The sequence below is a fragment of the Burkholderia sp. MSMB1459WGS genome, assembly GCF_001534535.1.
GTDB lineage: Bacteria > Pseudomonadota > Gammaproteobacteria > Burkholderiales > Burkholderiaceae > Burkholderia.
On record NZ_LPMU01000023.1, the window covers coordinates 693,148 to 708,037 of the forward strand.

13 protein-coding genes are annotated in these 14,890 nt (G+C 67.1%); 7 read left to right on the forward strand and 6 right to left on the reverse strand.

Annotation, left to right across the window (positions count from 1 at the left end; all coding sequences use genetic code 11):
- Positions 1 to 12: 12 nt before the first annotated feature.
- The gene (bla, locus tag WT97_RS10720; RefSeq protein ID WP_059500301.1) at positions 13 to 912 is read right to left on the reverse strand and encodes a class A beta-lactamase; all 900 of its coding nucleotides are present in this window, start codon (positions 910 to 912) and stop codon (positions 13 to 15) included.
- Between the two features lie 211 nt (positions 913 to 1,123).
- Positions 1,124 to 1,981 carry a peptidoglycan DD-metalloendopeptidase family protein gene (locus WT97_RS10725; RefSeq protein ID WP_060353400.1) on the reverse strand — a complete coding sequence of 286 codons (858 nt, stop codon included), beginning with the start codon at positions 1,979 to 1,981 and terminating at the stop codon, positions 1,124 to 1,126.
- Positions 1,982 to 2,479: 498 nt separating this feature from the next.
- On the opposite strand from WT97_RS10725, the gene WT97_RS10730 reads away from it, so the two are divergent.
- From WT97_RS10730 to WT97_RS10740, 3 genes are all read left to right on the forward strand, one after another.
- On the forward strand, positions 2,480 to 3,376 hold the full coding sequence (locus tag WT97_RS10730) for a LysR family transcriptional regulator (protein ID WP_059500299.1): 897 nt from the start codon (positions 2,480 to 2,482) through the stop codon (positions 3,374 to 3,376).
- A gap of 46 nt (positions 3,377 to 3,422) precedes the next feature.
- A complete protein-coding gene (locus WT97_RS10735; RefSeq protein ID WP_059500298.1) occupies positions 3,423 to 3,809 on the forward strand; it encodes an ester cyclase in 387 nt (128 codons plus the stop codon).
- 498 nt (positions 3,810 to 4,307) lie between these two features.
- Complete coding sequence (locus tag WT97_RS10740) at positions 4,308 to 6,482, forward strand: hypothetical protein (protein WP_059789619.1); 2,175 nt, start codon at positions 4,308 to 4,310, stop codon at positions 6,480 to 6,482.
- 71 nt (positions 6,483 to 6,553) lie between these two features.
- On the opposite strand, the gene WT97_RS10745 is transcribed toward WT97_RS10740, so the two are convergent.
- Together WT97_RS10745 and WT97_RS10750 are read right to left on the reverse strand one after the other, a co-directional pair.
- Entirely contained in the window at positions 6,554 to 7,294 is a 741-nt protein-coding gene (locus tag WT97_RS10745) for a sulfite exporter TauE/SafE family protein (RefSeq protein ID WP_060031806.1), read from the reverse strand.
- Between the two features lie 133 nt (positions 7,295 to 7,427).
- Positions 7,428 to 8,429 (reverse strand): aldo/keto reductase, encoded by a 1,002-nt coding sequence (locus WT97_RS10750; RefSeq protein ID WP_060031809.1) that lies wholly within the window; start codon positions 8,427 to 8,429, stop codon positions 7,428 to 7,430.
- Positions 8,430 to 8,570: 141 nt separating this feature from the next.
- Here WT97_RS10750 and WT97_RS10755 point away from each other — a divergent pair, with 141 nt between their 5' ends.
- The gene (locus WT97_RS10755; protein ID WP_059500294.1) at positions 8,571 to 9,476 is read left to right on the forward strand and encodes a LysR family transcriptional regulator; all 906 of its coding nucleotides are present in this window, start codon (positions 8,571 to 8,573) and stop codon (positions 9,474 to 9,476) included.
- A gap of 53 nt (positions 9,477 to 9,529) precedes the next feature.
- Here WT97_RS10755 and WT97_RS10760 read toward each other — a convergent pair whose 3' ends face one another.
- The gene (locus WT97_RS10760; RefSeq protein ID WP_059500293.1) at positions 9,530 to 10,684 is read right to left on the reverse strand and encodes a porin; all 1,155 of its coding nucleotides are present in this window, start codon (positions 10,682 to 10,684) and stop codon (positions 9,530 to 9,532) included.
- Between the two features lie 380 nt (positions 10,685 to 11,064).
- Here WT97_RS10760 and WT97_RS10765 point away from each other — a divergent pair, with 380 nt between their 5' ends.
- The 3 genes from WT97_RS10765 to WT97_RS10775 all read left to right on the forward strand — a co-directional run bounded on the left by WT97_RS10765 (position 11,065) and on the right by WT97_RS10775 (position 14,105).
- On the forward strand, positions 11,065 to 12,162 hold the full coding sequence (locus tag WT97_RS10765; RefSeq protein ID WP_060353470.1) for an OpgC domain-containing protein: 1,098 nt from the start codon (positions 11,065 to 11,067) through the stop codon (positions 12,160 to 12,162).
- A gap of 61 nt (positions 12,163 to 12,223) precedes the next feature.
- Positions 12,224 to 13,162, forward strand: a complete 939-nt coding sequence (locus WT97_RS10770; protein WP_060353401.1) for an esterase family protein — start codon at positions 12,224 to 12,226, stop codon at positions 13,160 to 13,162.
- A 184-nt stretch (positions 13,163 to 13,346) separates the two neighbouring features.
- Complete coding sequence (locus WT97_RS10775) at positions 13,347 to 14,105, forward strand: SDR family oxidoreductase (protein WP_060353402.1); 759 nt, start codon at positions 13,347 to 13,349, stop codon at positions 14,103 to 14,105.
- 103 nt (positions 14,106 to 14,208) lie between these two features.
- On the opposite strand, the gene WT97_RS10780 is transcribed toward WT97_RS10775, so the two are convergent.
- Entirely contained in the window at positions 14,209 to 14,583 is a 375-nt protein-coding gene (locus WT97_RS10780; protein WP_060031821.1) for a hypothetical protein, read from the reverse strand.
- Between the last annotated feature and the right edge of the window lie 307 nt (positions 14,584 to 14,890).

A 14,890-nucleotide genomic window follows, 5' to 3' on the forward strand; every position in this document is an offset into this window, starting at 1 on the left:
GATGCTGGATGCTCAGGCCGTCGCGGTCAGCGCGCCTGACGCGATGCGCGCCGCCGCTGCGACGACATCCGCGCGCGCGGCGGCGGCGGCCTCCGGCTGCGTGAACGACACGGCCATCACGATCGGTGCGCGCGACGGCGGCCACAGCACCGCGATGTCCGTCGTCGTACCGAAGCCGCCGGTGCCGGCCTTGTCGGCAACGCGCCAGCCGGGCGGCACGCCCGCCGCGATGCCGGTCGCCCCGCGTGCGCCGCCGACCATCCATTCCGTCAGTTGCGCGCGCTGCGGCTCGCGCAGCGCGTCGCCGAGCAGCAACCGCTGCAGCGTGTCGACCATCGCGACCGGCGTCGACGTGTCGCGCTCGTCGCCGGGCGTCGCCTTGTTCAGTTCGGGTTCCCAGTGATCGAGGCGGAAGGTGGTGTCGCCGCTTTCGCGCGCGAACGCCGTGACGGCCTGCGGGCCGCCGAGCACGCCCATCAGCAGGTTGCCCGCGCCCTTGTCGCCCGACTGCAGCATCGCCGCGCACAGCTGCGCGATCGTCATGCCGGTGTCGACGTGGCTTTCCGTAATCGGCGAGCCGGACACGATTTCATAGCGGCGGTACAGGATGCGGCGCGGCAGCAGCGATGCGTCGAGCGAACCGCGCGCGAGCATCGCGGCGGCCGCCATGACCGCATACGTGCCGCACAGCGGGAAGCGCTCGCGCGCATGGTGCGCGATGCGCACGCCGTTCGACGTATCGAGCGCGGCGACGCCGAGCCGCCCGTTCGATGCTTTTTCGAGCGCGGCGAGTTCGGCTTGTGCGGTGTGGGCGCGCCCCTGGTCGGCGACCGGCGCGGACGTGCATGCGGCAACGAACGGCGCGGCAACGGCGGCGAGCAACAGCGAGCGGCGTGTCGGAGAGTATTCCATGAATGCGATCTGTTCTGTCGGAAACGGTGGCTCGAAGCAACGCGGCCGCGCCTCGGCGACGCGCGACCGCTCACGCCGACGGCCGGCCCGCGACGGCATTCGCCGCGCATCCCCGAAAGACGCCCGTCGGCCCCGCGCGAAGGCGGGATTCGAATGAACAGACCCTAGCGTAGCAGCGACCGCCGTCGCGTTCCAGCGAAACGGCCGCGCTTCACCCTTGCAACGAAGGCAGATACGGCATCGGATTCACCGGCTTGCCGTCGCGTCGCACCTCGAACAGCAGCGCGACGCGCGAATTGTCGAGATCGCCCATCTCGGCGATCGCATCGCCCTGATGCACGATGTCGCCCGTCTTCACGAGCAACTTGCGGTTGTGCGCATAGGCAGTCAGGAAATCGGCGTTGTGCTGGACGATGATCAGGCTGCCGTAATCGTTCAGGCCGGTGCCCGCATACATCACGCGGCCGTCGGCTGCGGCGCGAACCGGGTCGCCCGGCCGGCCGGCGATCTGGATGCCGCGGTTCTGCCCGGGCCGGAACCCGTCGACGATCTTGCCCGTTGCGGGCCACTTGAGCGCGACGCGGCCCGCATGACGCCTGGTTTCCTTGACGACCTCGCGATCGCTCGCGGTGGACGCGGCGGCTTGCGAATTGGCCTGCGCGGTGGCCTGGTTACCCACCGCGCCATTGCCCGCCACGGCCTGCGTGTCCGCCGCGCGCGCGGGCGGCAGCGGCTGCTGCCTGACGATGCGCAGCACCTGCCCCATGCGCAGCCTGCCGTTGGCGGTCAGCTTGTTCCATGTGCGCAAGTCGGCCACGCTGCAACCGTTCGCGGATGCGATGCCCGTCAGCGTGTCGCCGCGTTTCACGACGTACTTTTGCGCGACGAGAATCGGCGCAGGCGGCATCGTGGCGGCCGACGGCGCGGCAGGCGGGCTCGAATCGGAAGGCTGCCCCGCCAGCGTGTCGCTCGGCGGAACGGACGGGTTACTTGCACAACCGGCCATGACGAGCACGGCGGCCAGGCCCGACAGCCACGCCGCCTTGCGGTGAATCTCGCGCGTTTTCATGGACGATCCGACTCCGGTTTGACAATCTTTCAAGCATCTCAAAAACGGAACGGCCGACGTGTAACCGGATGCAAACAATGATGACAAACGATCACGGACCGGATGCCGGCCGGCATTCGCTACCGGTAATACGGTCCGATCCGGAAAAACTTGATGGTCTTTTCGCTGAAAAACGGAAGAATTTTCGTTGTTAAAAACTATGATCGAAAAGTTTCAATAGGCACGAGCACGCCATTCACCGCAACCATGCGACGAATTCGGCACACGCCCATGCGATGCCGATGCACAGGAACAGCAGGTGCAACGCGATCTTGAACGACACGCCCCAGGACGAATCGGTCTGCATGACAGGCTCCCCAACGGATGTGCGTCCATCATCGGCCATCGATCGCGCCCCGAAAATGCGGAAGCGGCGAACCGGGTCTCAGGCGGCCCCTGAGACCGGCGCGGCGGTTCCTGCTAACTTATCGACCACTCTCACCCATCGCTTCGCCCATCATGCGCTTCGACCTGACCGACCTGCGGCTTTTCCTCAATATCTGCGAAGCCGGCACGATCACGAGCGGCGCCGAACGAACGCACATCACGCTACAGGCGGCGAGCGAACGCATTCGCGGGATGGAGGACGAACTCGGCGTGCCGCTGCTGCACCGGACCAAGTCGGGCGCGCAGGCGACCGATGCGGGCCGCGCGCTCGAACATCACGCACGCACCGTGCTGCAGCAGATCGATCACATGCGTGGCGAGCTGCAGCAATACGGCCAGGGGCTGCGCGGCCATATCCGGCTGCTGTGCAACACCGCGTCGCTAAGCGAATACCTGCCGGACGCACTGGCCGAGTACCTGCCGCACCACCCGAAACTGTCGATCAGCGTCGAGGAGCGCTCGAGCCAGGAGATCGTGCATGCGATCCGCAACAAGACGGCCGAGGTCGGCATCGTCGCCGATTCGGTCGGGCTCGGCGGACTCGAACAGAAGCCGTTCCGCGAAGACTGGCTGATCGTCGTCGCGCCGGCCGCGCATCCGCTCGCGTCGCGCGACAAGGTCGCGTTCGACGACATCGCCGGCGAAGACTTCATCGGCCTCACCGACGGCAGCGCGCTGCAAGTGCATCTGGCCGACCAGGCGCGCGCGCTCGGCAAACGGATCCGCTATCGCGTGCAGTTGAAGAGCTTCGACGCGATCTGCCGCGTGATCGCGAGCGGCGTGGGCATCGGCATCGTGTCGCGGCACGCGGCCGAGCGCGCGATGCAGACGATGGACGTGCGGCTCGTCGAACTGTCCGATCCGTGGAGCCATCGGAAACTGACGCTCTGCGCGCGGTCGTTCGATGCACTGCCGAAGTACACGCGCGAGTTCGTCGCGTTTTTGTCGGGCGACGCGCCGCCGCGGTGACGCGCGCCGCACTCGACTCGCCCCATCGACATACGGAGACATCGCCATGACCGATATCGATCTCGCAACCCGTTATCGCGCGTATATCGACTGCCTGAACCGGCAGGACTGGGCGGCGCTCGGCGAGTACGTGTCCGGCGACGTGATCCACAACGACCGGCCGCTCGGCCTCGCCGGTTACCGCGCGATGCTGGAACAGGACTTCCGCGACATCCCCGATCTCCGTTTCGAGATCCGGTTGCTCGCGTGCGACCCGCCGCACGTCGCGTGCCGCCTGCGCTTCGCGTGTTCGCCGAAAGGGACATTCATGGGGCTCGCCGTCGACGGCCGCAAGGTCACGTTCGCCGAAAACGTGTTCTACGAGTTTCACGAAGGCAAGATCCGCCAGGTGTGGTCGGTGATCGACAAGGCGGCGATCGAAAAGCAGCTTTGAACGTCGTCGAAGCAGGGGCGTCGCCCGCGGCGGCCGGTGGGCAGCGGCGGCTCAATGCACTTCGATTCTTATGGATAACGTTTTCTCTCATTATCCATCGAGAACCCCTTTCCATGCGATGCGCGCTTCCGCCGCGCCCAAGCCGGTTCATCGCGCGCGGTGAACACGCGATCATCAAGAAAAATCCCGACGATTTCGTGTAATCCCGATTCCATTCCGCCTCCTCCGCTCCCGCCATTCGGGTTTCTACCGGCGTCTCCGACGAGAAAGTTCATTGACATCGCGCCGATCGATGCCTAAATTTGGAAAACGTTTTCCAATACCGAAGTGCGACGCCGGTCTCGGCCCGCGCAGGGGAAACGCTTGCCCGCTCGATTTGTGATTCAGGCCGTCCGTCTTCAGGGATCAGGGTTGCAAGGCGGAAGCCGGGTACGGGCATCGAGCGCGGCATCGGCCACACGTGCCCGTCCTTCACCACTATTCAAAACCGGAGACACCATGTATCAGCGCAGCAGATTCGCGCTCGGCGCCGCGCTCAGCGCCCTTTCCGTCGTGCTCGTCAGCGCGTGCGGCGGCAACGACGTGACCGACACGCCGCCGTCGCCCCCGCCGTCGTCCCCGCCGTCCACCCCGCCCGCGCTCGCATCGAACTCGCTGCAGGCGCTCGTCTATGGCGCGCCCGACACCAGCGTGCCGGCCGGCACGAACGTTCCGCTCACGATGATGGGGCAGATGCGTGCGCTGTTCGATCTGATCCGGAAATCGCCCGACTTCACGCAGGTCGTGATGGATCTCGGCGACGGCACGCCCGTCCACGTGCTCGACACGAATACCGGCGACAAATTCCTGCCCGGCAAGCTCGCGCTCGGCCTGTCGTACATCCTGATCGACATGAAGTCGAAGAACGACCCGCAATACGCGAGCTACCTCGCGACGTACCAGACCATCACGACCGCGATGATGGCGCAATCGGGCAGCAACTACACGTATGCGAACACGTCGTGGGGCGAGTACTACTACCTCGTCGCGCTGAACAACCTGAAGGCGCACGGGATGCTCAACGAAGTCTTCAGCGATGCGATGCTTGCGACGCTGCAGCAGCGCCTCACCTTCTGCGACATGTTCGGCCCCGACGCGAGCGGCAAGACCACGACGTGCCCGGCCGCCGGCACGCCGATCGACATCGCGTCGCTCAACACCGCGCAGAACTACTATGCGGTGTCCTACGGAATCGCCGGACTGCGCCAGAAGCTCGGCTGGAGCAGCCCGTCGTTCGCGTCGAAAACCGATCCGGCGGTCGCGACGATGAGCGCGCGCGACGCGCTGCTGTACACGCTGACGAACCACATCCGCAACGACTCGTCGGGTGGCTTCTCCGACGAAGCATCGAACACGCACACGACCTACTACGATCAGGCGCGCTTCGACCGCTACAGCACGCTGCTGATCGGCGAAGTGGTCGAGCGCACGTTCGAAATGGGCAACGAAGCGAATCTCACGCCGGAGCTGAAGGGTTATCTGCGCAAGTCGGTCGACCTGATCCTGCCGCAGCTGAACGCCGACGGCCAGGGCTTCAACTACGGCCGCTCGATCGGCCCATACGGCGATTCCGCGTTCATGGAGGTACTGACGGCTGCGGCCAATGCCGGCGTGCTGACCGATCGCGAGAAACAGGTTGCGTATGCATTCATCTACCAGGCCGCGCGTCGTTTCGACACGTACTGGTACGACCCGTCGCTGCCGACGCCATCGGTCAACATGTGGGTCAAGGGCCGCGGCACCGACGCGTATCGCGGCAAGCCGCGCGTGATGGGCGAGAACTTCAGCCTGCTGCACCAGTACCTGTACGTGAACGCGTGGTGGAACAAGCTCGGCTTCGGCGGTCAGGCGCCGATGGCCGATGCGGACTACCGCGCGTGGCTCGACGCGCTGCCGCACTACACGCTCACCTGGTACAACCAGCCGGGCGACGCCGCGCATCCGTACAGCGCCGCGCTGCTCACCGTGCGCGACGGCCGGCGCGTGATCAACCTGAACCTCAGCCAGGCGCCCGACTACAACTCGTATACGCCGTATTACCCGGTGCCGTTCTCCGACAAGCTGATCTACGGCACGACCGACCTCGGCTATGCGCTGCTGCTCCCGCAGGTGACGTACAACGCGAAGACCTACATCCCCGTCACGTACTACAAGAACCTGAACGTGCAGCAAAGCAACGGCCAGGTGATCGTGTCCTTCGATACGACGAAGTTCCGCCTTGCGTCGAAGAACGCCGCTTACACGACGGATCTCGACCTGCAGGTGCACACGGTGCTGACGTTCGCGCACGGCATGGTCTCGCGCAGCGATACGCTCAGTTCGGGCACGCTCGCGGGCACCCTCGCGGTCGAAACGGACTTCACGTCGTTCGCGGATTTCGCGTCGACGCGGGCCAACGGGGACGGCGTGTCGGTGACGTACGCGAACAGCGCCGCGACCGGCTATGCGGCATCCGGGTTCGACAACTGCGCGCTGTCCGCCTTCGACACCGCAAACGGCACGACGAATCCGCTGTCGACGACGCCGATCGGGCAGTTGCATTCGAACTTCGCCTGCACGACGAAGCCGTTCGCACTCGGCGCGGGCGCGACCCGCACGGTCGGATGGACGCTGAGGTACGCCGATCCGGCGTAAGCGGCGCGACCGCGATCCCGAAGGCGGTTGCCGAAACCGGCTTCGGGATCATTCGGCGGCCACGCGCGCGCTCACCACCAGCCCGACCCCGCCATATACGCGCCGAGCGCAATCAGCCCGACGAAGAAACAGCGCTTGAACGTCTTCTCGCTCATCACGCGCCGCGCGTATTGCCCGCCGGCCATTCCAGCCAGGGCGGGCACGAGCGCGAGCGCCGACACGCCGAGATCGACCGTCTGCAGTGCGCCCGTCATGCGCAACTGCAGGCCGAGCACGATCGTCGACGCGGTGAACGACAGCCCGAGCGCCTGGATCAGATCGTCCTTCGACAGCCGCAGCGCCTGCAGGTACGGCACGGCCGGTACGACGAACACGCCGGTCGCGGCCGTCACGACGCCCGTCAGGTAGCCGACCACGGCCGACAGCCATTTTTCGTGACGGCCCGGCGCAGGCAGCCGCGCAGCCGCCAGCCCCCACAGCCCGTAAAGCACGAGGACCACGCCGAGCGCCGCATGCGTCCACGTGCTGCCGGCCGCGAGCGCCGGCAGCCCGCCCGCCAGCGTGCCGACCGTCAGGCCCGCGAGCAGCGGCCACAGCCGGCGCAGCAACGCGCCGAACGACGGGCCGAGCCCCAACTGCCATACGTTGGTGACGAACGACGGCACGAGCAGCAGGCTCGCCGCGGCCGACGGCGGCATCGCGAGCGTCAGCAGCCCCATCGCGATCGTCGGCAGCCCGAGTCCGATCATGCCCTTGACCGCGCCGGCCAGCAGGAAAACCAGCACGACGATCGTCAGCGTATGAGTTTGCATGGCAGGCATTCCGTCCGGTAAGTACGGCGCCGATGGTGCCTGCCCGTCATGCCGCCCGCCATCTGGTTTTGCCTGAGGCTGGCTCGCCCCCGTCGGACGGGTTTTTTCGGGCCGGTCGATCCGGCCCCGAGATTCACCCCCGGCCCTGCTCGCTATCGAGATGCGCCATCTGAGCGGCCGGATAGCGCTCGCCGGCAGCCGCCCCGGCGGGAACCGCCGCTTCGATGCGAGCGAGATCATTGACCGTTAGTTGCAATTCTGTCGCCAGCAAACCGTCCTGCAGTTGCGTGCGCTTGCGCGCGCCGACCAGCGGCACGATGTCGGCACCGCGCGACAGCGCCCATGCGATTGCGATCTGCGCCGGATTGCTGCCCTTCTCGTCGGCGATCGCGCGCAGCGCATCGACGAGCGCGAGGTTGTGCGCGAGGTTCTCGCCCTGGAAGCGCGGGCTCGCCGCGCGGAAATCGCGCTCGCCCTGCCGCGCCGCGCTCCAGCGCCCGCCCAGCAGCCCGCGCGACAGCACGCCGTAGGCCGTCACGCCGATGCCGAGCTCGCGGCATACGGGCAGAATCTCTGCTTCGATCCCGCGCGACAGCAACGAGTATTCGATCTGCAGATCGGCGATCGGCGCGACGGCGGCCGCGCGGCGGATCGTGTCCGCGCCGGCTTCCGACAGGCCGATATGACGCACGTACCCGGCCTTCACGAGATCGGCGATCGCGCCCACCGTCTCCTCGATCGGCACGGCCGGATCGACGCGGGCCGGGCGGTAGATGTCGAGATAGTCGGTGCCGAGCCGCTTCAGCGAGTACGCGACGAAGTTCCGGATCGCCGCGGGCCGCGCGTCGTAGCCGGCAAACCCGCCGGCCGGATCGCGCAGTGCGCCGAATTTCACGCTGATCAGCACCTGATCGCGCACACGGCCGCGCAGCGCGTCGCGGATCAGCATCTCGTTGTCGCCCATGCCGTAGAAGTCGCCGGTATCGAGCAGCGTGATCCCGTGGTCGAGCGCCGCGTGCAGCGTCGCGATGCTTTCGTCGCGATCGGCCGGCCCGTACAAATCCGACATCCCCATGCAGCCGAGCCCGATCGCCGATACCTGCGGGCCGGTGCGGCCCAGTTGACGCATGTCCATGTCCGTTTCCTTCGAATGGTGAGTGGATGAAACGGATTCTGGACGCGCGACGCCGCGCGATAAACGCGAAACGCTCCACCAAACCATTCGACGCTGATTAACAATGGAGCCTTTCCCTTTCCCGCCGAGGCCCTCGCCCGCATGGACCATCTGCAAGCAATGCGCATCTTCGCGCGCGTCGCCCATCTCGGCAGCTTCACGAAAGCGGCCGAGCAACTCCAACTGCCGCGCCCGACGGTCAGCAACGCCGTCCAGTATCTGGAAAAGCACCTGAAGATCCGCCTGTTGCAACGCACGACGCGGCGCGTCGCGCTGACCGCCGAGGGCGCGACCTATTACGAGCGCTGCGTGCAGTTGCTGGCCGATCTCGACGATGCGGAAACGCTGTTCGAGGATGCCGGCGCGTCGCCGCGCGGCGTGATCCGCGTCGACCTGCCCGAACGTTTCGCGCTGAACCGGGTGATTCCGGCGCTGCCGGATTTTCACGCGCGCTACCCCGATCTGCGCGTCGCGATCAGCACGACCGATCGCTTCGTCGATCTCGTCGCGGACGGCATCGACTGCGCGGTGCGGGTCGGCGTGCTGTCCGACACGTCGCTCGTCGCGCGGCGCGTCGGCGAGATGGCCCAGATCAACTGCGCGTCGCCCGCCTATCTCGCGCGCCACGGCACGCCGCGCTCGCCGGACGAGCTGCCGGACCACGTCGCGGTCGGCTATTTCTCGACCCGGACGGGGCGCGAGCTGGACTGGGAATATGCGGACATGGATTCGGGCGAGATGCACACGGTGAAGATGCGCAGCGTCGTGTCGGTCAACAGCTCGCAGGCGTATCTTGCGTGCTGCGTCGCGGGCCTCGGGCTGATCCAGGCGCCGCGCGACGGGCTCGCGCCGCTGCTCGCCGACGGTTCGCTGGTCGAGGTGCTGCCGGAATGGAATGCCGGGCCGCTGCCCGTGTCGGTAGTGTTTCCGTACGGCCGGCATCTCGCGCCGCGCGTGCGGATCTTCGTCGACTGGCTCGCGGAAACGCTCGGCGGCCGCGCGGATTGACGGCGGCCGTGCCGGGGCTGGCCCTTCGCCCCGGCCCCGGCGCCGCCGCCCGGTCAGAACTTGTGGCGGATCGCGGCGCGCACCGAGAACTGGTTCGACGACGCCGACGGACCGTCGGTCCCGACGACATAGCCGCCGTCGGCCGCCGTGCCCGTCTTGTCGCCGCCCACTTTCTGCCACGCGCCCTGCAGGTACACGTCGGTGCGCTTCGACAGGCTGTAGTCGGCCATCAGGCCGACCGTGTGGTACTTCGGCTTGAACGAGCCGGCCGCGGCATCGTATTTGCCGTCCGTGTACACGTACTGCGCGCCGAGGTAGAAATCGGACGTGAGCTGGTACTTGCCGTTGATCTCGAAATTCTGGAACTTGGTCGCGGTCAGCCCGAGGCCGGCGAACGTCGACGCCGGCAGGTAGACCGTCGACACGGGATTCTTCACGTCGGTCTTCGTATAGACGATGCCGACCGTGGCCGGGCCGAACGTGTAGTTGACGCCGCCGCCGAAGATGCGCAGCCGATCGGCGACGAAGTTCGCGTCGTCGGCCGCGATCGCGCCCGCGCTGCCGACGCCCGGGTTGTTCGCCTGCAGGTACGCGGCCGCGACCTGCAGCCCGGCCAGCGAATACTGCGCGCCGATGCTGTACTGGCGGTTGTTCGAGAAACCGGTGCCGTTGCTGAAGCTGTACGTGCCGCCGAACGTCAGGCCGTTCCAGTCGGGGCTCGCGTACTTGACCGTGTTGTTGACGCGGAACGAGTTGTCCGTGTTGTCGTTGTCGAACGGGTGCGAGAACAGCGTGCCGCCCCAGTTGCCGTTCGCGGTCAGCGGCGCGAGATAGTCGACGACGGAATCGTACTGGCGGCCGAGCGTCAGCGTGCCGAAGCGCGACTCGGAAAGCCCGACGAACGCCTGACGGCCGAACATGCGGCCGCCCTGGCCGAGCCGGCCGTTGTTCACGTCGAACCCGTTTTCCAGCGTGAAGATCGCCTTCAGCCCGCCGCCGAGATCCTCGCTGCCCTTCAGGCCCCATCGGCTGCCCTGCGCATAGCCGCTCGCGAGCTGGTAATTCGTCTTTCCGACCCCATTGACGTTGACGTTGTTCGTGTAATTGAAGCCTTCGTCGATCACGCCGTACAGCGTCACGCTGCTCTCGGCAAAGGCCGGCGCGGCGAATGCAGCGAGCGCGGCGGCAAAAATGACGTGCTTCCTCATGACGGATCTCCGGAGCCGAGGGCCGGGCAGGCCGAACGCCCGGCGAATGTTTGGTCTGTGTATGGGTGGCCCGCAGGGCGGACGACGCGGTGTGCGGCCGCGTGAGGACAAAATGGTGTCACGACGCAAACCTGCCGTCCATCGGGTGCGGGTCGTCGCGCGCAAAGCGTTGCGCTCGTCCAACTGCCCCGTTGCGCGGATAGCCTGACCGGGCTTATCGGCAGCGGCAGACAGGCAGGCCATCCGCGTAAACCCGATGGGCGTCGCATCGGTGGCACAATGCGCATCCGTTCGTCATTTCTTCACGAAGTCATGCTTCACCCCGATTCATGCGCGGCGCGCGCCGGCCGTGCCCGCGGCCCGCGCCGGAAGGCGCGCCGATGACCGCGCCGGCCCGCGCCGGCCGCTACGCCGAGCTCGATTTCTTCCGCGGCCTCGTGCTGCTCGTCATCGTCGTCGACCACATCGGCGGCAGCATTCTGTCGCGCGTCACGCTGCACGCGTACGCGCTGTGCGATGCGGCCGAGGTATTCGTGTTCCTCGGCGGCTTTGCAACCGCCATTGCGTACAACTCGCTCGCCGAGCGGCACGACGAGGCCGCCGCGCGCCAGCGTTTCATCCGGCGTGCATTCGAGATCTACCGCGCGTTCCTCGTGACGGCCGGCCTGATGCTGCTGATCACGGCCGTGCTGAATGCGTTCGCGATCGACGGCCCGAACATGCCGACCAACGATCTCGACGGGCTGCTGCACAAGCCGCTCGCCGCGCTGCGCGACATCCTGCTGTTCCGCCGCCAGCCGTACCTTGCGTCGGTGCTGCCGATGTACGCGTTCTTCGCGCTGCTCGTCCCGCTCGCGCTGCCGCTCGCGCGCACGCAGCCATGGCTGATGCTCGCGTTCAGCGGATCGCTGTGGTACGCGGCGCCGCACGTCGCGCGCTTCCTGCCGACCGTCGAAGGCGCGCCGTGGGATTTCAATCCGTTCGCGTGGCAATTCCTGTTCGTGCTCGGCGTGATCGCACGCTGCCAGCCCGTCTACCAGACGCTCTCGCCCCGGCCGCAAGGCTGGCTGCTGACGGCCGCGTCGCTCGCGATCGTCGCGGCCGGCGCGTACTACCGGCTGCGCATCGAGCCGTTCCCCACCGATCCGTCGATCAAGCAGAACCTCGGCGTGCTGCGGCTCGTGAACTTCCTCGCGATCGCGTGGCTCGCCGCCAAGCTCGTGCACCTCGGCTGGATGAAGAAGGTCGCGCACGCGATGCCGTGGATCGGCACGATCGGCCGGCAGGGGCTGCTGTGCTTCGTCGCGGGCACCGGCATCTCGCTCGCGGTCGATTCGCTGCTCTACCAGGCGACCGAAGGCTATCTCGACGTGCCGCTGGGCCTGACCGCCGACGCCGTCGCGATGGGCCTGCTGTATCTCGTCGCCAAGCTCTACGGGCCGCTCGTCGCGCGGCTGTCGCTCCGTTCGCGGCAATGACGCGCCGCGCCGTCATGCGCCGCTGCTACGATAGCCGGCGCCTCTCCTGAAACGATTCGCCATGCGCCGACTCGCCCTTCCGTTCGCCATCGCCCTGCTCGCCGGCGCCATCGCCACCGCCCATGCCGCGCCGCCGGCGGCGGCTGCTGCGGCCGTATCGACCGCGCCGCCGGCCGTCCAGACCGCGACGACGCCGTCCTCCGCGCCGGAGCCGTCCGTCAATCCGGGCAGCAGCGTCGTGCTGCGCACGTTCCGCTCGGCATCGCTGAAGCGCGACTGGTCGTACACGGTCTACCTGCCGCCCGGCTACAACGCGGAAGGCGCCCGCTACCCGGTGATGTACCTGCTGCACGGCAACGCGGGCAACGCGAACGACTGGATCACGCAGGGCCGGCTGCAGGCCACCGCCGACACGCTGATCGAGCGCCACGACATCCCGCCCGTCGTGATCGTGATGCCGCAGGGCGGCACCGACTGGTACGTCGACCGCAAGGAGAAAATGCAGAGCGCGTTCCTCAACGACCTGCTGCCCGAAGTCGAAGCGCACTTCGCGGTGTCGAACCAGCGCGCGGGCCGCGCGATCGGCGGCGTGTCGATGGGCGGCTTCGGCGCACTGCGCTTCTCGCTGCTCGAGCCGGGCCTGTTCTGCGGCGCGATGCTGCTGAGCCCCGCGATCTATGCGAACGAGCCGCCGCTCAATTCCGCCGCGCGCTACGTCGGCGTGTTCGGCGACCGGCAGTTCGATTCGCGCGTGTGGCACGAGCTGAACTATCCGGCGCTGCTGCGCGGCTATTTCGCGCGAAACTGGCGCGTGCCGATGTTCATCGCGGCCGGCGACGACGACCTCACGATCCAGGCGGAATCGAGCGTGCTGTACACGCATCTGCGCCGTGCGCAAAACCCGGCCGAGCTGCGCATCGTCGACGGCGGGCATACGTGGGACGTCTGGCGCGGATTGCTCGGGCACGGGTTGAAGTATGCGCTGGAGTGCGTGAAGTGACGGCCGGCGGGCGCGGCAGGAAAGCCGCGCCCGGGCGGAAGAAATGGTCGCCGCCGCCGTCTCGTCGAGCACGTTTCACGATGTCTCCCGAATCCGGGCATCGCGCATTTCGACTACAGTGCCGAAGTGGCGACGGCATCGACCGGCCACCTCTCCCGTCACTCAACCCGCAGGGTATCCCGTCATGTCTGACTCGAAGAAATTCGCCGCCGTCACGGGCGCCGGCTCCGGCATCGGTCGCGCCGCGGCGCTCGCGCTCGCCCGGGCCGGCTTCACCGTCGCGCTGCTCGGACGCACGGAGGCGTCGCTGCGCGACACGCAGGACGCCATCCGCGCCGCCGGCGGCGACGCCGACGTGTTTCCCGTCGACGTCACCGACGAAGCCTCGGTCGATCACGCGTTCGCGCAAGTCGCGCAACGGTTCGGCCGGCTCGATGTGCTGTTCAACAACGCCGGCCGCAACGCCCCGGTCGTTTCCGTCGACGAATACGAACTCGACGTGTGGAACAGCGTCGTCGCGACGAACCTGACCGGCGTCTTTCTGTGTGCGCGGGCCGCGTGGCGGCTGATGAAAACGCAGACGCCGCAGGGCGGCCGAATCATCAACAACGGCTCGATCTCGGCACACGCGCCGCGCCCCGATACGATCGCGTACACGGCCACCAAGCACGCGGTCACCGGGATCACGAAGTCGCTCGCGCTGGACGGCCGCCGGTACAACATCGCGTGCGGCCAGATCGACATCGGCAACGCGGCCACCGCGCTCACCGAACGGATGACGCAAGGCGTCCCGCAAGCGGACGGCAGCCTCGCGCCCGAGGCGCGGATGGACGTCGTGCATGTCGCGAATGCGGTCGTCCAGATGGCGAATCTGCCGCTCGACGCGAACATCCTCAACATGACGATCATGGCGACCGCGATGCCGTTCGTCGGGCGCGGATAGTGCGTGGTGCGCGCCCGCGCCGGACGGCGGCGTTCACGCACGGGCTGCTGCCGAACCGGTCCGTGGCGACGGCGCCGAATGCCCGCGCGTTCACGACGCACATTCAGTGAGGCAGGCTAATCGCTTGCTGCTCGTCCTCGAGCAACTGCGTCAGCGAACCATGCAACCGCTCGAGGCTGCGCGGCGGTAGTGCGAAGCCTGCCCAGCCGAGCCCACTATGACGCAGCAACAGCACCGCGCCGCCCTCCAGCGGATGGCGCTCGGCATACCAGCAAGGATCCATCTCCGTCACGAATTGCTGCGCGTGCGGCGGACGTTCCGGCACTGCGGGCCGCATCGACGCGCGCAACAGGCTCAAGTACTGGATGACTGCGTCCACGTCTTCCGGATCGAGCACTGCCGCGCCCCGCTCGATCGACATCAACACGACGAGCTTGCCGCGCTCTTCGATCATCTTGATGCTCAACGGTTGTGCCATTTCTGTGGTCCTTGCCGCGGTTACTTGATCCCATTATCGATCTCGGTACACGTCTGCCGCCTGAAGATTCGTGATCCGCGCATGAATCTTTTTTTAGAAATCTTTTAGAAAATGCGCCGCGCCGTCGTCCGTCGAGGCTCCGCCGCTTTCTAAACGAAATTTCATCCGGCCAGCACTGTTTTTTTAGCGTCCCGCACCCGCGTGCCTTCCATAATGAATTCGCTGCCCGCCCCGGCAGGCGCCGCGCGATGCGTCGACGTAGCCCGCTGAAGACGGACGCGCCACCCGTATTTCCGGCAAATCCATT